Below are 24744 nucleotides of genomic sequence, written 5' to 3' on the forward strand. Positions count from 1 at the left end.
GGCGTGGTGCACTAAACCGGTGGGGCGGGGCGCGCGTTGGCGGGGTGTGAGTGCGAGCGTGGGCGAAAGCGTGCCGGGGGACCTGGGCGCGCCGACCTTCCACGACCTGTTCCGGGAGTACTTCGGCCAGATGACCCGGCTGGCGCACCTGCTCGGCGCGGACGACGGCGAGAACGTCGCCCAAGAGGCCTTCGTCAAGCTCCACCAGCGCTGGGACTCGCTCAGCGACCACACCCGGGTGGCCGGCTACCTGCGCACGACCGTGGTGAACATGTCGCGGTCGCGCACGCGCCACCTGCGCGTGGTCCGGCGCACCCCGCAGGACCGGCCGCCGGACGAGCTGTCGGCCGAGGTCAGGGCGGTCGCCAACTGGGAGCACCAGCAGCTGCGCGCGGTGCTGGAAAAGCTCTCGAGGCGACAGCGCGAGGTCCTCGTGCTGAGGTATTGGCTGGACCTGAGCACGGCGGCCATCGCGGAGACGCTCGGCATCTCGCCCGGCACCGTGAAGGCGACCACCCACCACGCGATGGAGAACCTGCGCAAGCACTTGGGGGACGACCTGGGAGGTGAGCGATGACCGACCTCGAACGCAAGCTGGCCGACGCACTGCGGGACCAGGCGGCGGAGGTCGCGCCCAACCTCGACGCGGCCTGGGCGGAGCAGCAGCGCAGGCAGCGCCGGCCGCACCGCCGCCGCCGGGCCGCCGTGTGGATCGCGCCGCTGGCCGCCGTGCTGGTGGTGCTGACCAGCGTCTCGATCGTCACCCAGGTCACCACGGCCCAGTCGCCGCCGCCGGAGCCGGCGACGCGCCCGGGGCAGGACCTGGTGCTCGCCACCCCCGAGATCACGCCGGCGAACCTGAGCGGCGGCGGTGAGCCGGTCGCCCTCACCGACTTCGCGGGCCAGACGGAAGCCTGGACCTCCTTCGCGCTCAACCCCCAGGACCCCGCGGGCCGGCCGCTGCTCTGCGTCTCGGCGTTCGTCAAGGGGCTGACCCACGGCGGCGGCGCGCAGTACGGCATCGAGTCGCCGTCGTGCGTCCCGCTGGCGGACGGCGTCGTGCGGGCCGGGTACGTCGGCAAGCCCGGTGGCCCGCTGCCGGCCGGCAAGGCGGTCTACCTCGCCGACCCGTCGGTGCGGGTGCTGCGCCTCTACGACGGGGCCGGCGACCTGAGCTCGGCCAAGGAGGTCGGCACGCTGGGGCGCGACCGCGTCTACCTCGCCGACGTCAAGCCGGGGTCACCGCCGGTGCGCTACGACGTCAACCCAGGCCCAGCGCACCCGGCAAGCCGGTGATCTCCGCCACCACCGCCGTCGCCTGCGCGAGCACCTCGGGATCCGGCGGGAAGTGCGGGTTCGGCACCGCGTACACGGCCATCTTCGCCGCCAGCGCGGACCGGAGCCCGTTCGTCGTGTCCTCCACGGCGGCGCAGTCCTCCGGGGCCACGCCCAGCAGCTCGGCCGCCCGCAGGTAGACGTCCGGTGCCGGTTTGCCGGCGCCGACCTGCTCGGACGACACCGCCGCGCCGACCGGGAGGCCGGTCACGTCGAGGAAGCCCTTGATCAGGATCACCGGCGACGAGCTCGCGATCGCCACCGGCCAGCGCGCCGACACCTGCCGCACGACGTCCACGGCACCCGGGATCAGCGGCGGTTCCGCGGCGTACCGGGCGGCCATCCGCTTGACGACGATCGTCGCGATCTCGGCCGGGGTCGTCCGCGCGCCGAGCTCTTCCACCAGGTAGCGGGCCCATTCCGGGGTGCTCATCCCCTGCTGCGCCCGGGTCGCCTCCTCGCGCCAGGTGCCCCCGTGCTCGGCGACGACCGCGCGCCGCACCTCGTCCCAGATCCGCTCGGAATCCACCAGCACGCCGTCGAGGTCGAAGATCACCGCGTCCATGCCCCGAGCCTAGCTTGTGAGAGGAGTTACTTAGCCACCCTTACTAATTTTTGTTAGCCTGGCTAAGTGACTTCCCCGATCGCCGACCTCGCCCACCGGCTGCGGCCGCTGGTCTTCCGGCTGTACCACCAGGTGCGCCGCCAGACCCCGCAGCTGTCGCTGACCCTCACCCAGGGGTCGGTGCTGAGCGAGCTGGTCAACGGCGGTCCGCGGCGGATGAGCGCGCTGGCCGAGTTCGAGCAGGTCAAGCTGCCGTCGATGACCGACGTCGTCGGCCGGCTCGAACGGCTCGGCCTGGCGGTCCGCCGCCCGGACCCCGCCGACGGCCGCGCGGTGCTCGTGGACGTCACCGACGAGGGTCGCCGCTTCTACGCCGAGACGGTGGCCGCCCGGGAGGAGTTCCTCCGCGAGCGGCTCATCGCCATGGACGACACCGACCGCGCCGCGATCGAAGCCGCCCTGCCGGCTCTCGCCAAATTGCTCGTCGACACCAAGAAGGAGGAACTGATCAGCGATGAGCGCTGAACACCACTCGAGCCTGCTGGACGCGGTCAAGGGTCAGCCCAAGCAGGTGTGGATCACCGCGTTCGCCGCGGTCATCGCCTTCATGGGGATCGGCCTGGTCGACCCGATCCTGCTGTCCATCGCCAAGGGCCTGGACGCGACGCCGTCGCAGGTCACCCTGCTCTTCTCGTCCTACCTCGGCGTCCAGGTCATCGCGATGCTGGTGACCGGCGCGGCGAGCGCGAAGTTCGGGCCCAAGCGCACGGTGCTGGTCGGGCTGACGCTGATCGTCGCGGCCACCGCCCTGTGCGCGGCCGCCGGGTCGATCGAGCAGCTCGTCGGGCTGCGCGCGGTCTGGGGCCTCGGCAACGCGTTCTTCATCGCGACGGCGCTTTCGGTGATCGTCGGCGCCGCGACCGGCGGCCAGTCCGGCGCGATCCTGCTCTACGAAGCCGCGTTGGGTGTCGGCCTGTCGGTCGGCCCGCTGCTGGGCGCGCTGCTCGGCAGCATCTCGTGGCGCGGCCCGTTCGTCGGCACCGCGATCCTGATGGCCGGCGCGCTCGTGCTGTGCGCGGTGTTCCTGAAGAGCGACAAGCACGAGAAGCGTGACCCGATCAAGCTGCTCGACCCGCTTCGCGCGCTGAAGCACACCGGTCTGCTGCGCACCTCCGTCGCCTCGGCGCTCTACACCGCCGCCTTCTTCGCGGTGCTGGCCTGGTCGCCGTTCGTCCTCGGCTGGAGCGCCATCGCCGTCGGGCTGATCTTCTGCGGCTGGGGCCTGTGCGTCGCGGTCGCGGGGGTCGCGCTGGCCCCGCGGCTGGCCGCCAAGCTCGGCGAACGGCACGCCGCCGCGGCCGCCGTCTTCGGCTACGCCGTGCTGATGCTGGTGCTCGCCGTGCCGAGCAAGCCGGTCCTGGTCGTCGGGATCATCGTCTCCGGGCTGGTCTCCGGCCTGCTGAACACGCTGTTCACCGGCACCGCGATGTCGATCAGCGACGCGCCGCGCCCGGTCGCGAGCGCGGGCTACAACTTCTGCCGCTGGCTGGGCGGCGCGGTGGCCGCGACGCTGGTCGGGCACGTCGCCGAGTGGTTCGGTTCGCCGCAGGCACCGTTCGTCGTGTCGGCCATCCTGTGCGTCGTCGCCGGTGTCCTGCTCTCGCTGCGGGAGAAGAAGGCGGACCCGCACACCGTGCCGGCGGAAGCGGTGCTCGTCGGCGAGGAGTTCTGACCCGCCGTTCGGGCTAGCCGTACACCCGCCGTTCACCTGTATGTCTGGAATGGCTGGTTTGGGAGGCTTACGGTCGGTTCGTTCCCGAACTCCCACCCTGGAGGCCTCGTGCCCGACCGTCTGCTTCCGCTCCTGCCCGTCCACCCGAGCGGCCGCTCCCCGATCACCTGCGAATACCGCTGTGGCAACGCCTGTGCCCACCCCGAGCCGAACGAGTCCGGGAACGAGTACTTCGGCGACGTCGTGAAGGACATCTCCCGCCGCGGGGCCTTCAAGGCCGGCGCCGTGATGGCCGCCGCCGCGGGCGGGTTCGCGGCGCTTTCGGGGACCGCGGCCGCCGCGCCCGCGCGGAAGCCGCCACGTCCGGTGCCCGGCACCGACTTCGACCCGGTCCCGTCGAACAAGCTCGACGCGGTCGTCGTCCCGGACGGCTACGCCCAGCGCGTCGTCATCCGCTGGGGCGACCCGGTGGTGCCGGGTGCCCCGGCGTTCGACTTCACGAAGCAGACCGCGGCCGCGCAGGCGAAGCAGTTCGGCTACAACAACGACTTCGTCGGCCTGCTCCCGCAGGACCCGCTGGGCCTGACCAACCTGCTCGTCGTGAACCACGAGTACACCGCCGAGGTGCACCTGTTCCCGGCCGACCAGTACGACCCGGCGAACCCGACCGAGGAGCAGGTGAAGATCGCCTGGGCGGCGCACGGCCTGTCGGTGCTGCTGACCCGCCGTGACCCCGTCCACGGCGGCCTCGAGGTCGTGCCGAGCCGGTACGCCCGCCGCATCACGCTCGACACGATCTTCGAGGTGCGCGGCCCGGCCGCCGGGTCGAAGTACCTGAAGACGTCGGCCGACCCGAGCGGGCGCAGGGTCCGCGGCACGCAGAACAACTGCTCCGGCGGCGTGACGCCGTGGGGCACAGTGCTTTCCGGCGAGGAGAACATCCACCAGTACTTCGCCAACTCGGAGAAGGTCACCGACCCGGTCGAAGCCGCGCGGCTGAAGCGGTACGCCATCGGCACCGGCGCGAGCACCCGCAAGTGGGAGCGGTTCGACAAGCGCTGGGACGTCGCGCAGGAGCCGAACGAGCCGAACCGGTTCGGCTGGGTCGTCGAGATCGACCCGAACGACCCGACGTCGACACCCATCAAGCACACCGCGCTCGGGCGCCTCAAGCACGAGGGCGCCAACATCAAGATCACCGCCGACGGCCGCGTCGCCGCGTACACCGGGGACGACGAGCGCTTCGAGTACATCTACAAGTTCGTCTCGAAGGGCAAGTACAAGCCGGGCAAGAGCGCGCACGCGCGGCGGCACAACTCGGCCCTGCTCGACGAGGGCACGCTGTACGTCGCCCGGTTCACCGGCGACAGCCCGCTTCCGGAGATCGACGGCACCGGAAAGCTCCCGGCCGACGGCGAGTTCGACGGCGCCGGCGAATGGCTCCCGCTGGCGAGCGGGAACAAGTCCTTTGTGGACGGATTCACCGCCGAAGAGGTCTACGTCTTCACCCGGCAGGCGGCCGACAAGGTCGCGGCCACGAAGATGGACCGCCCGGAGGACATCGAGCCGAACCCGGTCAACGGCCGGGTTTACGCGGCGCTGACCAACAACTCCGACCGCGGCGCGGCGGGCAAGGCCGGCGTCGACGAGGTGAACCCCCGCGTGGCCAACAAGAACGGCCAGATCCTGGAGTGGGAAGAGCACCGCGGTGACGCGGCCTCGACGAGGTTCTCCTGGCGGCTGCTGCTCGTCTGCGGCGACCCGGCCGCGGCCGACACCTACTACGGCGGCTTCGACAAGAGCAGGTCAGCCCGATCTCCTGCCCGGACAACGTGACCTTCGACCGCCACGGCAACCTGTGGATCTCCACCGACGGCAACGCGCTCGGCGCGAACGACGGCCTGTTCTCGGTGCCGGTCACCGGGCCGGAGCGCGGGCACGTCAAGCAGTTCCTGTCGGTGCCGCCGGGCGCCGAGACGTGCGGCCCGAACGTCACCGACCACGTGGTGCTCGTCGCGGTCCAGCACCCCGGCGAGAACGCGGCGAGCTCGGCGAACCCGACGTCGCACTGGCCGGACGGCGGCACGGCGCAGCCGCGGCCGTCGCTCGTCTCGGTGTGGAAGAAGGGCCGCTTCGGCCTGCCGGGCCGCATCGGCGAGCGCTGACGGGCCCAGGTTCACTCTGAAGTGGACGGTTCTCGGCCGGTGGGGGCCGGTGGCACGCGCCATAGTCGAGACATGGTCCGTTCGGCGCGCGTGGTGGCAGTGGCGGTGGTGGCGCTCTCGGGGACGGTCGCACCCGCGGCCGCCGCGGAGCCGCCGCCGTCGTGCGGCGGGGTGGCCGCCAACCCGAGCGTCGAGGAGACCGCGCGCAACGGCGCCCCCGACGGGTACGTGTTCACCCCGGCCGCGCCGGTCCCGCCCGGGACGCCGGCCGCGAAGGCGCCGAAGCTGCTGACCGACCAGGCGTACGCCGTCGACGGGCAGCGCTCGGCGCTCGTCCAGACCCCGGACGGCAAGCCCAGCACCGCCGTCCAGACCGAGAAGTTCGTCCCCGGCGGCGTCTACACGCTGAGCGTCTGGACCGCTTCGCACGCGCCGGGCAACGGCGCGGCCACCGGCCTGCGGTTCTTCGACGCGACCGGCGCGCAGGTGCAGGAAAGCAAGCTCGCCGTCGACCACTACGCGGGCGACGGCCGGCTGGCCCGGCAGGACTTCCCGGCCGCGACCGCGCCGGCGAAGGCCACCGCGGTCAAGTTCTTCACCACCACCAGCCTGGAGCGGCTGCGCTGGGACTGCGTCGACCTCAAGCTGGCCGCGTACTCGGTGAAGAAGGAAGTGCAGAACCCGGCGACCGGCGCGTGGGGCTCGTTCGCCACGGTCACCGCGGGCGAAACCGCGCACTACCGGATCACCGTGACGAACGACGGCACCGAGGACCTGACCGGGATCGCGGTGCAGGACCCGTGGTGCCCGGCACCGGTCGAGCCGTTCACGCTGGCCGCGGGCGCGAACAAGCAGCTGACCTGCGACCACCCGGACCTCACGGTGGCCGACAACGGGCACGTCAACACGGCGAAGGTGACCGGCGTGCACCACCCGGGCGGCACGCTCGGCGACAAGACCGCGTCGGCGACGATCACCGTCCTGCCGCCGCCGTCGATCGCGAAGATCGGCGACTTCGTCTGGGCCGACCGCAACCGCGACGGCCTCCAGGACCCGGACGAACCCGGCGTCGCCGGCGTCAAGGTGACGCTGAAGGACGGCGCGGGCGGCGCGGTCGGCACCGCGACCACGGACGCCGCCGGGAAGTACGGCTTCGAGAAGCTGAAGGACGGCACCTACCAGGTCTGCTTCGCCATCCCGGCCGACCACCTCGCGACCCGCCAGGACGCCGGCGCCGACGATCGCGATTCGGACGCGGACGCCGGCGGCTGCACCGCGCCGCGCACGGTCGGCGGCCCGTCCCACGAGGACTTCGGCGCCGACCTCGGGCTGGTCACCCCGGCGAACCGGATCGGCGACTTCGCCTGGACCGACACCGACGGCAACGGCCTGCAGGACCCGGGCGAGCCCGGTCTCGCCGGCGTCAAGGCGGTGCTGAGCAACGGCGTCAGCGTCGTCACCGGCCCGGACGGCGCGTACGCCTTCACCGGTCTCGAAGACGGCAGCTACCAGGTCTGCTTCACGGCGGAGGGGCACAAGCCGACGAAGAAGGACGCCGGCGACGACGCGAAGGATTCCGACGCGGACCCGGTGACGGGCTGCGCGGACCCCCGGACGCTCGGTCCCGGCGCGCGCGACGACCACACGGTCGACGTCGGCTTCGCCTAGTTACGGTGGGGGTATGACGGACTTGCCTCTCGCCCTCGTGACCGGCGCCTCCCGCGGGATCGGCGCGGCGGTCGCGCACCAGCTCGCGCCGACGCACCGCCTGCTGCTCGGCGGCCGCGACGCCGAAGCGCTGTCCGCGCTGGCGAAGGAGCTCCCGGGCGCGAAGCCGTGGCCGGTGGAGCTGACGAACCCGGCGTCGCTCGCCGAAGCGGTCGCGGGCATCGAGTCCCTGGACGTCTTGGTCCACTCGGCGGGCGTCGCGCGCATCGCCCGGATCGAGGACACCTCCGCCGCCGTGTGGCGGGACAACTTCGAGGTCAACACCCTCGCCGTGGTCGAACTGACCCGCCTGCTGCTCCCCGCCCTGCGCGCGGCCCGCGGCCACGTCGTGGTGATCAACTCCGGCGCGGGCCTCAACGCCCGCCCGGGCTGGTCCCCGTACGCGGCGAGCAAGTTCGCGGTCCGCGCCTTCGCCGACGCCCTGCGCGAAGAGGAGAAGGACATCCGCGTGACGTCGGTGTACCCGGGCCGCACGGACACCGAGATGCAGCAGGAGATCTTCAAGGGCGAAGGCCGCGACTACGACACCACGCACCTGCTGCGCGCGGACTCGGTGGCGACCGCGGTGGTGACAGCGGTGTCAGCCACCCCGGACGCCCACCAGACGGACATCACCCTCCGCCCCCGCTGACCCGCCCGAAGCGGAGCTTTCACGTGAAAGCTCCGCCCCCAGGTGGGCGCTTTCACGTGAAAGCGGCGTTCTAGCGGAGGCGGGCGGCGGTCTCGGCCACGCCGGCCTGGACCTTCGCCCGGTCCACCTTCACCGACTCGCCGTCGGCCACGACCTGCTCGCCCGCGACCCACACGTCGCGGACCCGCCGCGAGCCGGCCGCCCACACCAGGTTCGACAGCAGCTGCACGTCCGGCACGTCCAGGCCGCACGCGAACGCCGGGTCGTCGAGGTCGATGTGCACCAGGTCGGCCCAGCGGCCCGGCTCGAGCGCCCCGATGTCGTCGCGGCCCAGTGCCGAAGCTCCGCCGCGGGTCGCCAGCAGGAAGACGTCGGCCGCGGTCAGCACCGTCGAGTCGCCCGTCGCCAGCCGGGCGAACATGGCCGTGAGCTGCAGTTCTTCCCACAGGTCGAGGTCGTCGTTCGACGCCGGGCCGTCGGTGCCGAGGCCGACCGCGACGCCCGCCGCGCGCAGGTCCTTGATCCGCGCGATGCCCGAGGCCAGTTTCGCGTTCGAGCCCGGGCAGTGCGCCATGCCGACGCCGTGCGCCGCGAACAGCGCGATGTCGTCGTCCGACAGGTGGATCGCGTGCGCCGCCAGCACCCGGCCGTCGAGCATGCCCAGTTCTTTCAGCAGCGCGGGCACCGAACCGTGCGAGGCGCGGACCGCGGTGTCCTCCGCCGCCGCCTCGGCGACGTGGATCTGGATCAGCGCGCCCCGCGAAGCAGCCGATTCGGCCGTCGCGCGCAGGGCTTCCGCCGACAGCATGTACGCCGAGTGCGGGCCGTAGCCCAGCTCGACGCGGTCGCCGTGGCCGAAGCGCAGGCCGTCGGTGTCGATCCAGCGCTCGATGCCGGCCAGCTGGGCCCGCCAGTCCAGGCCCGGCAGCTCCATCACCGGCGGCGCCACCAGCACGCGGGCACCGGTGGTGAGCACCGCGTCGACCAGCTGCTCGCCTTCGAAGTACATCTCGGCGCTCGTCGTGACGCCGTGGCGCAGCATCTCGACCGAGCCGAGCAGCATGCCGGTGCGGATGTCCTCCGGCCGCAGCTTCGCTTCGGCGGGCCAGATGATCTCGTTGAGCCAGGGCAGCAGCGGGAGGTCGCCGCCCATCCCGCGCAGCAGCGTCATCGGGCTGTGCGCGTGCGTGTTGACCAGGCCGGGCAGCAGGATGCCGGTCAGGGTGGTGACCGGTGCGGCGGACTCGGGGGCGGTGGCCGCCGGTCCGCAGTGGGAAATGCGCCCATCGGCGTCCACATCGACGACCGCGTCACGCAGGAGCGAACAGGACGCGTCGGCCGGGAGAACGACAGGGGCGTGGAAACGGCGTTGCATCTCTGGATACTACGCACCCTCGATTACGAGACGACTCCACTCCGCCACGCCCAGGCCGCGATCTCGACGCGGTTCCGCGCGCCGATCTTGCCCTGCACCGACGCCAGGTGCGTCTTCACCGTGGACAGGGACAGGAACAGCTCCGCGCCGATCTCGGTGTTCGTCAGCCCGCGCGCGGCCGCCTGCACGACGTCCATCTCCCGCGCGGTCAGCGGCTCCGACGGCGGCGCGACCTGCGCCTTCACCGCGCCACCGCCGTCGAAGTGCTTGAGCAGCCGGATGGTGATCTGCGGCGACACCAGCGCGTCACCGCGGTCGGCCGCGCGGACCGCCTCGATCAGCAGCGCCGGACCGGCGTCCTTGAGCAGGAAGCCGTGGGCGCCGTTGCGCAGCGCCGTGTGGACGTACTCGTCGAGGTCGAACGTGGTGACCACGACGACCTTCAAGGGATCGTGCACGTCCGGCCCGGCCAGCTGGCGCGTGACCTCCAGGCCGTCGAGGCCCGGCATGCGGATGTCGAGCAGGCAGACGTCCGGGCGCAGCTCGCGGGCCTTCGACACCGCCGAGACGCCGTCCGCGACGTCGGCGACGACCTCGATGTCGTCCTGCGCGTCCAGGATCATGCGGAACCCCATCCGCACCATTTCCTGGTCGTCGGCGATCAGTACCCGGATCACTCGTCCCCTTCCCCGGCGGCCAGCGGCAGCCACGCTTCGACCCGCCAGCCGCCGTCCGGGCCACGCCCGGCCGACAGCCGTCCTTTGAGCAACGCGACGCGTTCACGCATCCCGACCAGACCGTAGCCGCCCGATCCGCCGGCCGGCCGGTGCGTCGGTTCGCGTCCGTCGTCCGTCACCCGCAGGTGCAGTTCGGGGCCCTGGACCTCGGCCACGACGAACGCCTCGGTCGCGCCGGACGCGTGCTTGCCGACGTTCGTCAGCGACTCCTGCACCAGCCGCAGCGCCGAGCGGCCGACCTCGTGCGGCAGGTCCGGCGGCAGGTCGAGGTGCATCGACGTCGGCACGCCGTGGTTGGCGCCCTCGACCAGCTTCCGCAGGTCGGCACCCAGATCGGTGGTCGCCTGTTCGCTGAACTCGCTCGACCCGGCCGGCGCGTCCCCGCGCATCGAGCGGACCAGCCGCCGCATCGCCGCGAGCGCCTCGACCCCGGCGTTCTCGATCCGGGCCATCGCCTCGACGGCGACCTCCGGCTTCTGCGCGGCCATCATCCGCGCGGCCTGCGCCTGGACGACGATGCCGGTGACGTGGTGGGCGACGACGTCGTGCAGCTCGCGGGCCAGCGCCATCCGCTCGGCCGTCTGCGCGTCGGCCACCGCCGACTTGACGACCGTGGTGCGCTCGGAGTCCCGCGAGCGCAGCATCAGGCCGGTGGCGATCGAGATGCCGAGCAGCAGCGCGGCGGCGAAGGCGAGGACGGACAGCGTCTGCGGGTCGGTCTGCAGGCCCGACGGCTTGTCCGAGTTGAGGATCGCGGCGAGCGCGACGACGCCGGAGAGGATCGACACCCGCGGCCACGACGCGTTGAGGCCGCGGGCGCGGGTCACGTTCACCACCACGCCCATCGCGGCGATGACCTGCACGAACGGCACGCCGCCCGGCATCGGGTAGTCGTAGCGCAGGTGCAGGAACGGCGTCACGACCGCCGACAGCAGCAGGATCCCGGCGACGCCGAGGAGCGCGTCCGCGGGCCGCCGCGGCGAGAGCACCGCGATGGCGGCCGCGACGAGCGAGCAGAACAGGATCGGGAAGCCGCGGGCGTTGCTCGAATACGTGTAGCCGAACTCGAACAGCAGCGCGAAGCCGAGCAGGCCCATCAGCGGCCACTGCCCCATCGCGAGCTCGTTCACCCGGCGCAGCCGGCGCACCCGCGGATCGGCCTGGGGGCCGCGGTCCCGGGTCGCGATGGCCGGCACGACCGGCCCGATGAGCAGCAGCAGGCCGAACACCAGGCCCTGGGTCGCCGTACCGCCGTCGATGTCGCCGACCCCGCCGTACCGGCCGAACAGGGCGACCAGGCCCCCGACGACCAGGAAGCTCACGACGCAGAGCGCCACGCCCGCGCGCGCCCGCCGGGTGACGTAGTAGACCATCAGCACCCCGGCCACGACCTCGGTGATGGTCACCTTCGGCAGCACGCTGGAGTACGGCGGGATGTGGAACGCGTGGATGAAGAGGGTGGAGAACACCAGCACCGCGCCACCGGCCACGCCGGCGACGGCCGCGCGCTTCTGGGCCCACACCGCGCACGCCGTCATCGCGAAGATGCCGGGCAGCAGCCCGAAGTCGACGAAGCGCGGGCCGTTGTCGTCGAGCGCGGCCTGCGTCGTGAAGACGACGTCGAACAGCAGGGCGGCGAAGAGGACGGCCGTGGGCACGCCGATGCGCCGTACGAGAGCGGCGGTGCGCGTGTAGAGGGTGTTCGGAGGGGGCGCGGCGGTCACAACGTGACGTTAGAGGATCCGCCCCGGTTCGCACCTTGGCCGAGTGGCTCGCCCTCCCTCGGCCGATCGGCCGATGCGGGGCGGGGCGTGACTGGCCGTCTGCCCGAAGTGGACACCCCCCGATCTCCGCGAAGCTCATCGGCACCAAGATCCGAACCGACAGGGAGAAACCTCGTGGACCCGAACACTCCACAGTGGACCGGTGGCCCGGTGCTGTCCGGCCGTGGGCTCGTGAAGCGCTACGGCGCGCAGTACGCCCTGGCCAGCATCGACATCGACATCCAGCCGCGGGACGCCGTCGCCATCGTCGGCCCGTCCGGCTCGGGCAAGACGTCGCTGCTGCACGTGCTGGCCGGCATCCTCCGGGCCGACGACGGGCAGATCTTCCTGGCCGGGCAGCGGATCGACCACCTCGGCGAGAAGAAGCGCAGCGAGCTGCGCCGCACCGAGTTCGGCTTCGTCTTCCAGTCGGGGATGCTGGTCGCGGAGCTCTCGGCCGAAGAGAACGTCGCGCTGCCGTCGCTGCTGGCCGGGCTCGGCCGCAAGGAGGCCATCGACGCGGGCCGCCAGTGGCTCTCGCGGCTCGGGCTGGCCGGCAAGGAAAAGCGCCGCCCCGGTGAGCTGTCCGGTGGCGAGGCCCAGCGCGTCGCGATCGCGCGGGCGCTGACCCACCGGCCGAAGGTGATCTTCGCCGACGAGCCGACCGGCGCGCTCGACACGCGCACCGGCCGCGAGACGATGGACGCCCTGCTCGGTGCCGCCCACGAGACGGGCGCCGCGGTGATCGTCGTGACGCACGACCGCGAGCTGGCCGAGTCGATGCCGAAGACCGTCGCCATCCGCGACGGCCTGATCGCCACGAGGCAGGCGGCGTGAACTCGCTCCAGATCGCCCTGCGGGTGCTGAAGGTCGACCGGCGGACCCGGACGTCGGCGATCCTCACCGCGATCGGGGTGGCCGTCGCGACCGGGCTGGTGCTGCTGCTGGCGACGCTGCCGTTCGCCACGCAGAACCGCGAGCAACGCGCCCTCTGGCAGGGCGAGCACTTCTACAGCGGCCTCGCCGGGGACGCCCCGGCCAAGATCCTCTACAGCTCGTCGAAGGACTACTTCGACGGCAACCAGATCATCCGGGTCGACGTCGCGGTGGCGCCCGGCGCGACCGCCGCGGGCGTCCAGCTGCCGCCGGGCGTGCCGCAGCTGCCGGGACCGGGCGAGACCGTCGTGTCGCCGGCGCTCGGCCGGCTGCTGCAGGGGCACCCGGCCGACCAGCTCGGCGACCGGTTCGGCAAGCCCGTCGGTGCGCTCGGGGAGGACGGCCTCCGCTTCCCGGAGCAGCTCGTCGCGCTCGTCGGGCACACGCCGGACGCGATGCCGGTGCGCGCCGACCCCATCCCGGGCTTCCCCGGCGGGAAGGCGAGCCCGGACGCCCTGCTCATGCTGCTGTCCTGGGTCGGGATCATCGTGCTGCTGGTGCCGAGCCTGGTGCTGGTTGCGTCGTCGGCGCGGCTGACCGCGGCCCGGCGGGAACGGCGGCTCGCCGCGATCCGGCTGGCCGGCGCGACCCCGGGGCAGGTCACGAACATGGTGGCCGCCGAGACGACGTTGTCCGCGGGCATCGGCGCGGTGCTCGGCCTGCTGATCAGCCCGGCGCTGCACGGTCTCGCGTCGTTCGTGCCGTGGGGCGGCGGCACCTGGCTCGCCTCCGACTTCGCGCTGCCGGTCGGCCTGACGGTGTTCATCGTCCTGGCCATCCCGGTGCTCGTGGTGCTGGCCGGCATCCTCGGCCTGCGCCGCGTGCTGAAGAACCCGCTGTTCGCGACCGGCGGCCATACGAAGAAGCCGTTGCACTGGTGGCGGCTGCTGGCGCTGCCCGCGGCCGGGCTGTTCTTCCTCGTCGCGGTGACGACGGCGAAGGACTACGGCGGCATCACGTTCGTCATGGCGGGGCTGTTCCTGCTGGTCGGCTCGGCCGCGATCGTCGGGCCGTGGGTGACGTCGGCGGTCGGCGGCACGTTCGTCCGGATCTGGCGGCGGCCGTCTTCGCTGCTCGCCGGCCGTCGCCTGCGTGACGACCCGAAGGGCGCCTACCGCTCCTCCGCCGGGATCGTGCTCGCGGTGTTCGCCGGGTCGATGGCGCTGACGCTGCTACCGACGTTCGAGTCGATGGCCGGTGGCGGGCGGTCGTTCGCGGACTCCACGCTCTACGTCGACACCGACGGGCAGCACGCGAGCAAGCTCGTCGAGCAGGCCAACGCGTCCCTGGCGAAGTACGGGCAGCCGGACAAGGCCGTCGCGGTCGGCGAGATCTACCTGGTCCAGGGCGAGGGGAACAACCGCACCGGCCACCGCGCACTGGTGATGAGCTGCGCGGACGCCGTCAAGCTGACCCGGTTCGGGCTCACCGCGGACAACTGCACGGGCGGGCCGGCCGTCTTCGGCGACTCGGCGCTCGACCTGGCGCGGTTCAAGGTCACCGACACCTGGGAAGGGCAGGCGTCGCCGGTCAAGTCGGGCACGCGGGCGGAAGCCGTCCACCTCCCGGACCCGGACCTGGCCAGCACGTCGATCATCGACCCGGCCGCGCTGCCCGACGGCTTCACACCGAAGTACGTCACCGTGGTCGCGCCGACCACCGACGCGAACCGGGAGATCGTCCGGACGGCGCTGGCCGGACCGGCCGTCGGGGAGGAGATCGGCAGCCGGGACCAGTACCTGGTCAACCAGCAGACCGAGCTCGGCGACCTGCGCCGGGTCACGGTGATCGGGCTGCTCGCCGCCGGTGTCCTGGCCGGGTGCAGCGCCGCGGTCGCGACCGCGGGCTCGGTGATGGACCGCCGCCGCACCTTCGGGGCGCTGATGGCGGCCGGCACACCGGTCCGGGTGCTGGCACGGGCGCTGCGGATGGAGGCCGCGCTGCCGGCGCTGGTCGCCACCATCGGCGCGGGAATCGTCGGGGTGCTCGTCGGTGTTGGTCTCTTCAGCATGGTCGACGAGCGGGGCATCGTGCTCAGCCCGTGGCTGCTGGCGCCGGTCGTGCTCGGGATGGGCGTGGCCCTGCTCGGCGCGTCGGTCTGCACCCCCGCGCTGAAGCGGGTCCAGGCCGAACCGCTGGCCGACGAATAGGGAGGACGTTCGCCCCTCTGTCGGGGGAGGGGCGAACTCCTACCGCTTTTCGAAGATGAGGTCGTGCGAGACGCGGCCTTCGACTTCCGCGCGCTGCTCGAACTTCGTCACCGGCCGCCATTCCGGCCGCGGCGCCCAGCCGTCGTACCGGTTCTTCAACAGCGGCTCGGCGGAGCAGACCTCGAGCATCTGCTCGGCGTAGTTCTCCCAGTCGGTCGCCATGTGGAAGGTGCCGCCGGGCGCGAGCCGCGACGCCACGAGCGCGGCGAACGACGGCGACACGATCCGCCGCTTGTGGTGCTTCTTCTTCGGCCACGGGTCCGGGAAGAACAGCCGGACGCCGTGCAGCGTGCCCGGCTCCACGTGCTCGGTCAGCAGGACGACGGCGTCGCCGTGCAGCAGCCGCAGGTTCTCGACGCCCAGCTTTTCGGCGCGCAGCATCAGCTGGCCGAGGCCCGGGTCGTAGACCTCGGCCGCGACGTAGTTCAGCTCCGGCGCCGCGGCGGCCAGCTGCGACGTCGTCTCGCCCATGCCGGAGCCGATCTCCAGCAGCACCGGCGCTTCGCGGCCGAACCACTCGGTGAAGTCCAGCGTCCCGGCGGGCAGCTCACCGACCGTGCGGCCGAGGTCCGGCCACAGTTCGTCCCACGCGCGTTGCTGCCCGACGGTCATCCGGCCGCCGCGCTTCACGTAGCTGACGACGCTGCGAAGCCGGGGTTGGTGCTCGTTTTCCACCCACGGAATGTAGCCGGGCGCGCAGCGCCTCCGTTGAGGGCGGTGGCGGGGGCATGGATGGATTAACGAACCGCTTCGAGCTCCCCGAGCCGAGACCGCAGGCCGGCCAGCCCGGCGATCGCGAGCGGGTCCGGCGTCCGGCCGCTGTGCGCCGGCAGGACGTCGATCCAGCCCGGGTGCCGGTCGGTGTTCATGACCGTCGTGGGAATCGCGTGACCCGATTTCCCGCGCTCGGACGGGATGAACTCCCAGTACCCGGATTCGCCGTCCGCGGCCCACGGGACGAATTCCCAGCCCGGGCGCCTGCCGAGCAGCTGCGCGATCCGGTCCTCGACGCGGAAACCCTGTTCCCGCGAGTCGAGGGTCCCGTCCGCCACCGCCCGCAGCCACCAGGGCGCGGGGATCGGGCCCGCCATCCCGGCCGAAGCGCGGAACAGGGCCAGGACGCGGTCTTCGGGCGCGCGGTGCACCCAGGCCCGGCGGAGTTCCGCGGGCGTGGCCGCCGTCATGGCGGCCTGCGGGAGTTCGATCGCCCGCGACCATTCCAGGTCCAGCATGGGTTCGAGCCGGGGAGCGTCGTCTTCGACGCGAGCTCGGGGAATCGTACTGCCCAATTCTTGACCGGTGTCCACCGTCAAGGATCACCTCCAGGGGAGCTCAGACGGGTCCGGCACGCTCTCTCTTACGAATATTGCCTGGTCATAGCAGTATGTCCGGTGGCTGTGAGAGAAGCCACAGGCGTTTCATCTTCTTTTAACAAAGGTTTTTGCGGTATTGAGACGACGGTCACGCTCAGGCGTCGCGCCGGGACGTGACAAGCACGCCGGCCACGAACAGGGCAACGGTGATCGCCGCGAAGTAACCGAGGTAGCCCCACGGGCCGAGCGGCGCCGACGGCAGCTGCAGCGGCCCCGCGGCGAACCCGCCCGCCCCGACGAACTCGTCGGCGGCGTGGAACGGCATCCACTGGTAGATGTGCCGCCCGGCGCCCGGGATGAGGATCACCAGTCCTTCGAGCACCTGGGTCCAGACGAGCACCACCGTCAGCCCGAAGGCGACGCTGCGCAGCAGGAGCGCGACACCGACGCCGGCCACCGCGGTGAACAGGAACGTCAGGCCCTGGCCGAGCACCGCGCGCCAGTCCGCGCCCGAGTGCAGCGCGAGGTCGGCGTCCGGCTGCACCAGCGACGCCAGCCCCCACGAGCCGAAGCCGACGACCAGCCCGAGCACCGCGCCGACCGCGGCGAGGACCGCCAGCTTCGCCAGCAGCGCGGGCACCCGGCTCGGCACCGCCTGGAAGGTCAGCCGCATGGTGCCCCAGTTGAACTCCGACGCCGTCGCGAGGATCGCGAGCACGAGCAGTACGGTCCGGCCGTTGCCGCTCGCGAGCTGGGTGTTGCCCACGGTCGCCGGGATCTCCGGGCCGGCCAGCGCGAAGAACAACGCGGTGAAGCCGAGCGGCGCGACGAACGCGATCGCCAGGCACCACCAGGGCGCGCGGGTGCTGAAGAGCTTGATGCGCTCGGCGCGAAGGAGGTTGGTGATCATCGGGCCGCCTCCGAAGCCGGCCCCGCGAACTCGACGGATTCGCGGGTGAGGTCGAGGTAGGCCTGCTCGAGCGAGCCGGTGATCGGGCTCAGCTCGTGCAGCGTCGCGCCCGCGTCGAAGGCGAGCTGCCCGATCCGGTCACTGTCCATTCCGGACACCAGGAAGGCGCCGTCGGCTTCGCTGAACTCGGCCTGCCCGGTCAGCGCGGCCCGCAGCTCGTCGGCGTGCGGCGTGCGCACGCGCACGCCGTGTTCACTCGTCCGCGCGACGAAGTCGGCCATCGTGCCCTGGTAGATGAGCCGGCCGCGGCCGATCACCACGAGGTCCTGCGCGGTCTGCGCCATCTCGGGCAGCAGGTGGCTGGAGACGAACACGGTCCGGCCCTCGGCGGCCAGCGCGTGCAGCAGCTGCCGGATCCAGGCCATGCCCTCGGGGTCGAGGCCGTTCACCGGCTCGTCGAACAGCAGCACGCGCGGGTCGCCCAGCATCGCGGCGGCGATCCCCAGCCGCTGCTGCATGCCGAGGGAGTACTGCAGGACGCGGGTCTTGCCGACGCTCGTCAGCCCGACCAGGGCGAGCACCTCGTCGACGCGCTTGTCGGGGATGCCGTTGGTGGCGGCCAGCCAGCGCAGGTGGTCGCGCCCGCTGCGGCCGGGGTGGCGCCAGGTGGCGTCCAGCATCGCGCCGACCGTCCGAAGTGGATCCCGCAGCTTCCGGTACGGCGTGCCGTCGACGAGCACCGTGCCCGCGTCGGGCGTGTCGAGGCCGAGGACCAGCCGCATGGTCGTGGACTTGCCGGCGCCGTTCGGGCCGAGGAACCCGGTGACCCGCCCCGACTGCGCGGTGAACGTCAGCTCGTCGACCGCGGTCGTGGCGCCGTACCGCTTGGTCAGCGCGTTCGCTTCGATCATGCGCTCCCCCGTCCCGTCACCCCGGGAGCCTACTGCGAAACGGGAATCCGGGTCGCCCCCCGACAGCGCGACCCGGATTCCCGTTTTCCCCTGTTACCCCTCAGGCGTCCCGCTTCTTCGCCACCCCGAGTGCGACGAGCAGGAACACGATCGCGATGCCGGCGAAGTAAGCCAGCGCCCAGCCGGGGCTCAGCGGCGAGTCCGACGGCGACGGGCCGTCGACGACCGCGGAGCCTCGCAGGAACTTGTTCGCCACGTTGAACGGCATCCACTCGTGGATGTGGGCGCCGATCTTCGGGATCAGCCGGATCAGGTCTTCCACGGCCAGGTTGTAGATGAGCAGCAGCGCGATGGCGCCGGCGCTGTGCCGGATCAGGACCCCGATGGCGACGGCGAGCACCGCGCTGATGGCGAACACCGGGCCGAGGCCCGCGACGTTCAGCCAATCCTGCGTGGAGTGCAGGCCGATGCCGTCGTTCGGCCGCATGAGCATGCCGAGGCCGAGGGCGCCGAACGCGGCGAGCTCGCCGATCACCAGCGCGACCAGCGCGACGACGACCGCCTTGGCGATCAGCGCCGGCGAGCGGTGCGGCACCGCCTGGAACGTGGTGCGGATGGTGTTGAAGCGGTATTCGGTGGTCACCGCGAGCGCGGCGAGCACCATGACGACGGCGATGCCGAACTGCGTGCCGCCGAACTGGAGGGCGGACAGCGTGACCGGCGAGTCGGCCGGCGTCGCACCGGAGATGATGGCGGCGAAGCCGATGCCCAGTGCGAGGGCGATGAGGGCGCACCACCACGGCGAGCGGGTGGAGAACAGCTTGATGCGTTCTACCGCGAGCAGGTTCATGATCTTGGTTTCCCCGTTTACTTGGCGGACTCGAGCACGTGCTGCGCCTCGGCGTCGAGCCCGGTGTGGTACTCGACGGAGTCGCCCGTGATCTGCATGAAGGCCTGTTCGAGCGAGCCGGTCTGCGGGCTCAGCTCGTGCAGCACGATGCCGTTGGCGGCGGCGATCTCGCCGATCTTGTCGCTGTCCAGCCCGGACACCACGAGCGCGGCGTCGTCCCCGGTGACGCCGGCGCTGGCGCGCTGCAGAGCGGTGCGGAGCTCGGCGAGCTGCGGCGAGCGGACCTTGACCGTGTTCTCCGCCGCGCGGGAGACGAAGTCCTGGGTCGACGACTGCGAAATCAGCTGCCCCCGGCCGATCACCACGAGGTTGCTCGCGGTCAGCGCCATCTCCGAAAGCAGGTGGCTGGACACGAACACGGTGCGGCCTTCCTCGGCCAGCCGGTGCATGAACTTCCGGATCCAGAGGATGCCCTCGGGGTCCAGGCCGTTCACCGGCTCGTCGAACAGCAGCACCTCGGGGTCGCCCAGCAGGGCGGCCGCGATGCCGAGCCGCTGCGACATCCCGAGCGAGAACCCGCCGGCACGCTTGCCCGCGACGCTGGTCAGGCCGACGGTGTCGAGCACCTCGTCGACGCGGGTGTTCGGGATGCGGTTGGACTTCGCCATCCACTGCAGGTGGGCGCGCGCCGAGCGGTTCGGGTGCACCCACTTCGCGTCGAGCAGCGCGCCGACGGTGCGCAGCGGCTCCTTGAGGTCGTGGTACTTCTTGCCCCCGATGGTGACCTGGCCACCGGTCGGGTTGTCCAGGCCCAGGATCATGCGCATGGTGGTGGACTTGCCAGCCCCGTTCGGGCCGAGGAAGCCGGTGACCTGACCCGCGGCCACGGAGAACGACAGGTTGTTCACCGCCAGTGTCTTTCCGTACCGCTTGGTGAGGCCGGTTGCCTCGATCATGACTGCTCCTCTTCCGCCCCTCGCTTACGACGCGTTCATCGTCGCGGGTCGGAGGCCGTTCGCGCGTCACCCTGTAGACCGAACCGGCCCCCCTACCTGAGTAGTACCTTGCTGGCTCTTCGGCCGATGCGCGATCCGTGATGACCCTGAGCCGACCCTGATTCGCGGGTATTAATGAACTGTGGTTCAATAATGGGGTGGCCCGGCCGAGGAGCATCACCGACGAACGGCTGCTGGGTGCGGCGGAGACCGTGATCGGCCGCTGCGGCCCCGGTTTCACGCTGGCCCAGGTGGCGGCGGAGGCGGGCGTCTCGGTCGGCACGGTCGCGCAGCGGTTCGGCTCGAAGAGCGGCCTGCTGCAGGCGATGAGCCGGCGGGCCACGCGGCGGGCGGTCGAGCAGATGCGGGAGTGCGCCGAGCGGGCGGACGACCCGGTCGCCGGCCTGCGCGCCGCGGCGGTGTCGGTCTACGCGGTGCTCGGTGACGCCGAAGAAGCGGCGAACCACCTGGGCCAGCTCGGCGTGGACATCGGCGACCCGGTGCTGCGGTCGCTGCTGGGCGAGCACTTCACGGCGGTCGAGGACGAATTGCGGCGGCTGGTGCGGGCGGCGGCTCCGTCGCTGCCGCACGCGCCGAGCGTGCCGCGGGCCGCGCGGGCGGTGCTCGGGGTCATCAACGGGGTGTCGATCGACTGGTCGATCCGGCCGCACGGGCGGCTGGCCGACCGGCTGGCCGAGGACGTCGACGCGGTGCTGACCGCGTGGCGGGGACGGGAGGACGCATGAGTTTGCAGGGCAAGGTGGCCGTGGTCACCGGGGCGACCCGGGGCTGCGGGCGGGCGATCGCGGTGGAACTGGGCCGCGCGGGCGCGACGGTGTACGTCACCGGCCGCACGACGCGTGAAACGACGTCACCGCTGAAGCGCCCGGAAACGATCGAAGAGACCGGCGAACTGGTCGAAGCGGCGGGCGGCAGGGCGGTGGTCGTGCGCTGCGACTTCACGTCGGTGTCCGATGTGGACGCGCTGAAGGCGCGCATCGAGTCCGAAGTGGACGGAATCGACATCCTGGTCGACGACGTCTGGGGTGGCGACATGTACTTCCACTTCGACGCGCCCTTCTGGGAGACGCCGCTGGAAGACGCGCTGAACCTGACGCACAACGCGCTCGACACGCACCTGATCGCGCTGCACAGGCTGCTGCCGCTGGTGGTCGCCCGCCGCGGCCTGGTGCTGGAGGTGACCGACGGCGACAACGACGACTACGTCGGCGCGGGTCTCCCTTATTACCTGGCCAAGTGCGGTATCCGCGCGCTCGGCCGCGCCCTCGGCGTGGAGCTGGAGAAGAACGACTGCGTCGGCCTCGCCGTGACGCCGGGGTTCCTGCGGTCGGAGTCGATGCTCGACCACTTCGAGGTCACCGAAGACAACTGGCGCGACGCGGTCGGCAAGCTCGCGCCGGTCGACTTCAAGATCTCCGAGACGCCGTACCTGCTGGCCCGCGGCGTCGCGGCCCTCGCCCAAGACCCCTCCGCGTCCCGCTTCGCCGGCCAGACCCTGGCTTCGTGGACGCTGATGAAGGAGTACGGCTACACCGACGTCGACGGCGACCGCCCCGACTTCGGCCGCTGGATCACCGAAGTCCGCAACGCGGGCAAGGACCCGGCAACAACCCCACCAGACACCTTCCGCTAGCCCCAATCCGCCACTTTCACGTGAAAGCTACGGCCCAGGATGAAGCTTTCACGTGAAAGTGGCGGCCTGGGGACAACTTTCGGGGGATGTGGACAACCAGCCGGAAGTTGATCTTGAGGGCCCGGGCGGGACTCGGACGTGCGGCACGATCGAGTCGTGTCGTTCACCACCTCTGCCGACCTCGTCGAGTTCGCCGAGCCGTTCCTGGGCAGCCAGGCCATGGCCACGGGCGCGGTCACCGAGCGAGCCTTGCGATCTCCGCTCTTCACCAGGCTTTTCCGCAACGTCTACGTGGCTTCGACGGTCCCGGTCACGCACGTTCTGCGATGTCGTGCCGCCGCACTGCTCGCGCCGTCGCGCGCGGTTCTCACCGGGTGCTCCGCCGCGGCGGTTCGTGGGGTGGAGCTGGTCGGGACGCATGACCCGGTCGAGTTCGTGCTGCCCGAGAGCGTGCTGTTCGCCATGCAGGACGGCGTGCACATCCGGCGGACCAGCCGGGGAAGGATCGACAGCGAGCCGTGGCAGGAGATCAGGCTGGCCTCCTCGGCACGCCTCGCCTTCGACATCCTGACCAACACGAAGCTGCACCGATCGCTGCCGAGGGTCGTCGGCTACCTCGACGCTCTGCTGAGGGCCGGAGAAGTGGACGCTTCAGTGCTCGCGGACTACATGAGGGGCCGCCGCGACAACGGGGTCGTGCGCGCGAAGAAGGTGCTCCGGCTCGCCGATCCCCGCGCGGAGAGCATCCCGGAGTCCGAGCTGCGGGTCTGGCTGACGGTCGCCGGCCTCGAACCCGACCCGCAGGTTCCGGTCCACGACGAGCACGGCGTGTTCGCCGGCCGACTGGACTTGGCTTACCCCACGCAGAAGCTGGCAGTGGAGTACGACGGAGACTGGCACCGCGGCGGCGATCAGCCACAACGCGATGAGGCACGACGGCAAGCGATCCGCGCGCTCGGCTGGCGCTTCGTGATCGTCACCAAAGCCGAGCTCTACGAAGCGCCAAAGGCCGTGGTGGCGTCGGTCCGGGCCGCACTTTCACGTGAAAGTGCGGCTTGAGTCAGGCGAGGCCGGGGCGGGCGAGACCGGTTTCGTAGGCCAGCACCACGGCCTGCACCCGGTCTCGCAGCTCCAGCTTCGCCAGGATCCGCCCGACGTGCGTCTTCACCGTCGCCTCGGAAAGGAACAGCGCCTCGGCGATCTCCAGGTTCGACATGCCCTTGGCGATCAGCACGAGCACCTCGCGCTCGCGGTCGGTCAGCACGTCCAGCTCCGCGGTGTCGCGCATCGGCGGGCCGCCGGAGCCGACGAAGCGGTCGAGCAGGCGCCGGGTCACCGACGGCGAGACCACCGCGTCGCCCGAAGCGACCGCCCGCAGCGCCGACACCAGGTGGTCGGGCTGGGTGTCCTTCAACAGGAACCCGCTCGCCCCGCCCTGCAGCGCCGCGTAGACGTACTCGTCGAGGTCGAACGTCGTCATCACCAGCACCCGCGCGGTGCCGTCGGCGACGATCCGCTTGGTCGCCTCGACGCCGTCGAGCACCGGCATCCGGACGTCCATCAGCACGACGTCGGGGCGCAGTTCCTCGGCCATCTCGATCGCCTGTGCGCCGTCGCCGGCCTCGCCGACGACGTCGATGTCGGCCTGCGCGCCGAGCACCATCCGGAAGCCGACGCGCATCAGTTCCTGGTCGTCGACGACCACCACACGGATCACTTGTCCAACCTAACCGGCAGGGCCGCGCGGACCTGCCACCCACCGCCCGGAGCCGGGCCCACTTCCAACGTGCCGCCGTAGACGTGCGCGCGTTCGCGCATGCCGATCAAGCCGTTGCCGCCCGGCAGGCGCTGCGAAGCACCGGTCGCGGCGAGCTGCGGGACGCGGCCCGCGCCGTCGTCGGACACCAGCACCTCGACCAGGTCGCCGGTCCGGTGCACCCGCACCGACGCCGTCGCGCCGCGGCCGGCGTGCTTGAGCGTGTTGGTCAGCGACTCCTGGACGATCCGGTAGATCCCCAGCGAGACGCCGGCCGGCAGGTCGCCGAGCTCGTTGGTCTCCAGCTCCACCGGCACGCCGGCGGTCCGCATCCGCTCGGCCAGCTCGGCGAGGGCGTGCGCGTCCGGCTGCGGGACGCGCGGCTCGCCGTCCGCGTCGTCGCTGCGCAGCACGTCCAGCAGGCGCCGCAGCTCCCCGAGCGCGCCGCGGCCGGTCTCGGAAATCGTTTGCAGGGCCCGCTGGGCGAGCTCGGGGTTGCTCCGCAGCGCGTACGAAGCGCCGTCGGCCTGCACCACCATGACGCTCACCGCGTGCGCGACGACGTCGTGCAGCTCGCGGGCGATCCGTCCGCGCTCCTCCGCCACCGCGATCCGGGTGGCCTGGTCCCGTTCGGTCTCGAGCAGGTGCAACCTGGCCTCCACTTCCACGTCGTAGGCGCGCCGGGCCCCGACGAACTCGCCGAGCGTCCAGCACAGGGCGATGCCGAACGCGAGGAACAGCACCGAGATGAACAGCTCGTCCGTCTGCTCCAGCGCCAGCTGCAGGGCCGAGGAGACGATCACCGCGCCGACGAACACCAGCCCCTGCCGCCGCCCCGCGTAGACGACGACCGAGTAGATGCTCATCGCGAGGCCGGCGACGCTCGCGACGCCGAGCTGCAGCGTCGCGTGCACGACGCTGATCACCAGCACGACGTACGCCGACCACAGCGGCGACTTCCGCCGGAACACCAGCGGCACCACCATCGCGATGTTCACCGGCACGGCGATGTACCACGGCGGCAGCTCCGCGAGTTCGGCCAGGCCGTCGGCGACGAACAGCAGCATGTCGATCAGCCCGAGCAGGACGGCCAGCACCGTGTCGCCCGCCATGGGGTGGGCACGCATCCAGAGGCTCAGCCGTCGCACCAGACAACACTAGGTCCCGCGGCCGGGAAC

The 24744-nt window shown here is 71.7% G+C and carries 23 protein-coding genes and 1 pseudogene; 12 read left to right on the forward strand and 12 right to left on the reverse strand.

The genetic code is table 11. The features are described from left to right. Positions 1-58: 58 nt before the first annotated feature. Entirely contained in the window at positions 59-577 is a 519-nt protein-coding gene (locus tag ACLJQM_RS35420; protein ID WP_247016435.1) for an RNA polymerase sigma factor, read from the forward strand. Continuing rightward, positions 574-1296: a hypothetical protein gene (locus ACLJQM_RS35425; RefSeq protein WP_360778035.1), complete on the forward strand. Its 723-nt coding sequence runs from the start codon at positions 574-576 to the stop codon at positions 1294-1296. The genes ACLJQM_RS35420 and ACLJQM_RS35425 overlap by 4 nt, the downstream gene beginning before the upstream one ends. Here the strand turns inward: ACLJQM_RS35425 and ACLJQM_RS35430 are convergent. Continuing rightward, a complete protein-coding gene (locus tag ACLJQM_RS35430) occupies positions 1262-1900 on the reverse strand; it encodes an HAD family hydrolase (protein WP_247016439.1) in 639 nt (212 codons plus the stop codon). The genes ACLJQM_RS35425 and ACLJQM_RS35430 overlap by 35 nt on opposite strands. Positions 1901-1966: 66 nt before the next feature. Here ACLJQM_RS35430 and ACLJQM_RS35435 point away from each other — a divergent pair, with 66 nt between their 5' ends. The 5 genes and pseudogenes from ACLJQM_RS35435 to ACLJQM_RS35455 all read left to right on the forward strand — a co-directional run bounded on the left by ACLJQM_RS35435 (position 1967) and on the right by ACLJQM_RS35455 (position 8156). Then, a complete protein-coding gene (locus ACLJQM_RS35435) occupies positions 1967-2425 on the forward strand; it encodes a MarR family winged helix-turn-helix transcriptional regulator (protein WP_247016441.1) in 459 nt (152 codons plus the stop codon). Further along, positions 2415-3632 (forward strand): MFS transporter, encoded by a 1218-nt coding sequence (locus ACLJQM_RS35440; protein ID WP_360778030.1) that lies wholly within the window; start codon positions 2415-2417, stop codon positions 3630-3632. Before ACLJQM_RS35435 ends, ACLJQM_RS35440 begins: the two co-directional genes overlap by 11 nt. A gap of 108 nt (positions 3633-3740) precedes the next feature. After that, positions 3741-5797: pseudogene (locus ACLJQM_RS35445) on the forward strand (PhoX family protein). Positions 5798-5869: 72 nt separating this feature from the next. After that, complete coding sequence (locus tag ACLJQM_RS35450) at positions 5870-7465, forward strand: SdrD B-like domain-containing protein (RefSeq protein WP_410634700.1); 1596 nt, start codon at positions 5870-5872, stop codon at positions 7463-7465. Between the two features lie 13 nt (positions 7466-7478). Then, entirely contained in the window at positions 7479-8156 is a 678-nt protein-coding gene (locus ACLJQM_RS35455) for an SDR family oxidoreductase (RefSeq protein ID WP_410634702.1), read from the forward strand. Between the two features lie 70 nt (positions 8157-8226). On the opposite strand, the gene ACLJQM_RS35460 is transcribed toward ACLJQM_RS35455, so the two are convergent. The 3 genes from ACLJQM_RS35460 to ACLJQM_RS35470 are packed head-to-tail and all read right to left on the reverse strand — an operon-like array spanning position 8227 to position 11992. Then, positions 8227-9531, reverse strand: a complete 1305-nt coding sequence (locus ACLJQM_RS35460; protein WP_410634703.1) for an amidohydrolase family protein — start codon at positions 9529-9531, stop codon at positions 8227-8229. A 23-nt stretch (positions 9532-9554) separates the two neighbouring features. After that, positions 9555-10208, reverse strand: a complete 654-nt coding sequence (locus ACLJQM_RS35465; RefSeq protein WP_410634704.1) for a response regulator transcription factor — start codon at positions 10206-10208, stop codon at positions 9555-9557. Further along, a complete protein-coding gene (locus ACLJQM_RS35470) occupies positions 10205-11992 on the reverse strand; it encodes a sensor histidine kinase (protein ID WP_410634705.1) in 1788 nt (595 codons plus the stop codon). The genes ACLJQM_RS35465 and ACLJQM_RS35470 overlap by 4 nt, the downstream gene beginning before the upstream one ends. A 174-nt stretch (positions 11993-12166) precedes the next feature. Between ACLJQM_RS35470 and ACLJQM_RS35475 the strand changes: the two genes are divergently transcribed. Together ACLJQM_RS35475 and ACLJQM_RS35480 are read left to right on the forward strand one after the other, a co-directional pair. Further along, positions 12167-12868 carry an ABC transporter ATP-binding protein gene (locus ACLJQM_RS35475; RefSeq protein ID WP_410634707.1) on the forward strand — a complete coding sequence of 234 codons (702 nt, stop codon included), beginning with the start codon at positions 12167-12169 and terminating at the stop codon, positions 12866-12868. Beyond that, positions 12865-15117, forward strand: coding sequence for an FtsX-like permease family protein (locus tag ACLJQM_RS35480; protein WP_410634708.1), 2253 nt, complete (start codon positions 12865-12867; stop codon positions 15115-15117). The genes ACLJQM_RS35475 and ACLJQM_RS35480 overlap by 4 nt, the downstream gene beginning before the upstream one ends. A 39-nt stretch (positions 15118-15156) precedes the next feature. On the opposite strand, the gene trmB is transcribed toward ACLJQM_RS35480, so the two are convergent. The 6 genes from trmB to ACLJQM_RS35510 form a co-directional block, all read right to left on the reverse strand. After that, complete coding sequence (gene trmB, locus ACLJQM_RS35485; protein WP_247016462.1) at positions 15157-15852, reverse strand: tRNA (guanosine(46)-N7)-methyltransferase TrmB; 696 nt, start codon at positions 15850-15852, stop codon at positions 15157-15159. 62 nt (positions 15853-15914) lie between these two features. Beyond that, positions 15915-16466 carry a hypothetical protein gene (locus ACLJQM_RS35490; RefSeq protein ID WP_360778013.1) on the reverse strand — a complete coding sequence of 184 codons (552 nt, stop codon included), beginning with the start codon at positions 16464-16466 and terminating at the stop codon, positions 15915-15917. A 178-nt stretch (positions 16467-16644) separates the two neighbouring features. Continuing rightward, the gene (locus ACLJQM_RS35495; protein WP_360778011.1) at positions 16645-17400 is read right to left on the reverse strand and encodes a hypothetical protein; all 756 of its coding nucleotides are present in this window, start codon (positions 17398-17400) and stop codon (positions 16645-16647) included. After that, positions 17397-18311, reverse strand: coding sequence for an ABC transporter ATP-binding protein (locus ACLJQM_RS35500; RefSeq protein WP_360778009.1), 915 nt, complete (start codon positions 18309-18311; stop codon positions 17397-17399). Before ACLJQM_RS35500 ends, ACLJQM_RS35495 begins: the two co-directional genes overlap by 4 nt. 100 nt (positions 18312-18411) lie before the next feature. After that, positions 18412-19161, reverse strand: coding sequence for an ABC transporter permease (locus ACLJQM_RS35505; protein ID WP_410634710.1), 750 nt, complete (start codon positions 19159-19161; stop codon positions 18412-18414). Between the two features lie 17 nt (positions 19162-19178). Beyond that, positions 19179-20117 (reverse strand): ABC transporter ATP-binding protein, encoded by a 939-nt coding sequence (locus ACLJQM_RS35510; protein ID WP_360778004.1) that lies wholly within the window; start codon positions 20115-20117, stop codon positions 19179-19181. Positions 20118-20314: 197 nt separating this feature from the next. Here ACLJQM_RS35510 and ACLJQM_RS35515 point away from each other — a divergent pair, with 197 nt between their 5' ends. From ACLJQM_RS35515 to ACLJQM_RS35525, 3 genes are all read left to right on the forward strand, one after another. Next, complete coding sequence (locus tag ACLJQM_RS35515; RefSeq protein WP_247016473.1) at positions 20315-20902, forward strand: TetR/AcrR family transcriptional regulator; 588 nt, start codon at positions 20315-20317, stop codon at positions 20900-20902. After that, a complete protein-coding gene (locus tag ACLJQM_RS35520; RefSeq protein WP_360778000.1) occupies positions 20899-21810 on the forward strand; it encodes an SDR family NAD(P)-dependent oxidoreductase in 912 nt (303 codons plus the stop codon). The genes ACLJQM_RS35515 and ACLJQM_RS35520 overlap by 4 nt, the downstream gene beginning before the upstream one ends. Before the next feature lie 156 nt (positions 21811-21966). Next, on the forward strand, positions 21967-22869 hold the full coding sequence (locus ACLJQM_RS35525; protein ID WP_410634712.1) for an endonuclease domain-containing protein: 903 nt from the start codon (positions 21967-21969) through the stop codon (positions 22867-22869). A gap of 1 nt (position 22870) precedes the next feature. Here ACLJQM_RS35525 and ACLJQM_RS35530 read toward each other — a convergent pair whose 3' ends face one another. Beyond that, complete coding sequence (locus ACLJQM_RS35530; RefSeq protein ID WP_247016479.1) at positions 22871-23527, reverse strand: response regulator; 657 nt, start codon at positions 23525-23527, stop codon at positions 22871-22873. Further along, a complete protein-coding gene (locus ACLJQM_RS35535) occupies positions 23524-24678 on the reverse strand; it encodes a sensor histidine kinase (protein WP_410634829.1) in 1155 nt (384 codons plus the stop codon). Before ACLJQM_RS35535 ends, ACLJQM_RS35530 begins: the two co-directional genes overlap by 4 nt. Positions 24679-24744 lie beyond the last annotated feature (66 nt).

Source organism: Amycolatopsis sp. cmx-4-83, assembly GCF_046548815.1.
GTDB classification, from domain to species: Bacteria; Actinomycetota; Actinomycetes; order Mycobacteriales; family Pseudonocardiaceae; genus Amycolatopsis; species Amycolatopsis pretoriensis_A.

What these genes read in the sequence shown, in the direction of transcription:
- ACLJQM_RS35430 (WP_247016439.1), bottom strand. Translation starts at nt 1,900, where the DNA reads ATGGACGCGGTGATCTTCGACCTCGACGGCGTGCTGGTGGATTCCGAG.
- ACLJQM_RS35500 (WP_360778009.1), bottom strand. Translation starts at nt 18,311, where the DNA reads ATGATCGAAGCGAACGCGCTGACCAAGCGGTACGGCGCCACGACCGCG.
- ACLJQM_RS35495 (WP_360778011.1), bottom strand. Translation starts at nt 17,400, where the DNA reads ATGATCACCAACCTCCTTCGCGCCGAGCGCATCAAGCTCTTCAGCACC.
- ACLJQM_RS35520 (WP_360778000.1), top strand. Translation starts at nt 20,899, where the DNA reads ATGAGTTTGCAGGGCAAGGTGGCCGTGGTCACCGGGGCGACCCGGGGC.
- ACLJQM_RS35425 (WP_360778035.1), top strand. Translation starts at nt 574, where the DNA reads ATGACCGACCTCGAACGCAAGCTGGCCGACGCACTGCGGGACCAGGCG.
- ACLJQM_RS35535 (WP_410634829.1), bottom strand. Translation starts at nt 24,678, where the DNA reads ATGGCGGGCGACACGGTGCTGGCCGTCCTGCTCGGGCTGATCGACATG.
- ACLJQM_RS35510 (WP_360778004.1), bottom strand. Translation starts at nt 20,117, where the DNA reads ATGATCGAGGCAACCGGCCTCACCAAGCGGTACGGAAAGACACTGGCG.
- ACLJQM_RS35455 (WP_410634702.1), top strand. Translation starts at nt 7,479, where the DNA reads ATGACGGACTTGCCTCTCGCCCTCGTGACCGGCGCCTCCCGCGGGATC.
- ACLJQM_RS35460 (WP_410634703.1), bottom strand. Translation starts at nt 9,531, where the DNA reads ATGCAACGCCGTTTCCACGCCCCTGTCGTTCTCCCGGCCGACGCGTCC.
- ACLJQM_RS35450 (WP_410634700.1), top strand. Translation starts at nt 5,870, where the DNA reads ATGGTCCGTTCGGCGCGCGTGGTGGCAGTGGCGGTGGTGGCGCTCTCG.
- ACLJQM_RS35505 (WP_410634710.1), bottom strand. Translation starts at nt 19,161, where the DNA reads ATGAACCTGCTCGCGGTAGAACGCATCAAGCTGTTCTCCACCCGCTCG.
- ACLJQM_RS35440 (WP_360778030.1), top strand. Translation starts at nt 2,415, where the DNA reads ATGAGCGCTGAACACCACTCGAGCCTGCTGGACGCGGTCAAGGGTCAG.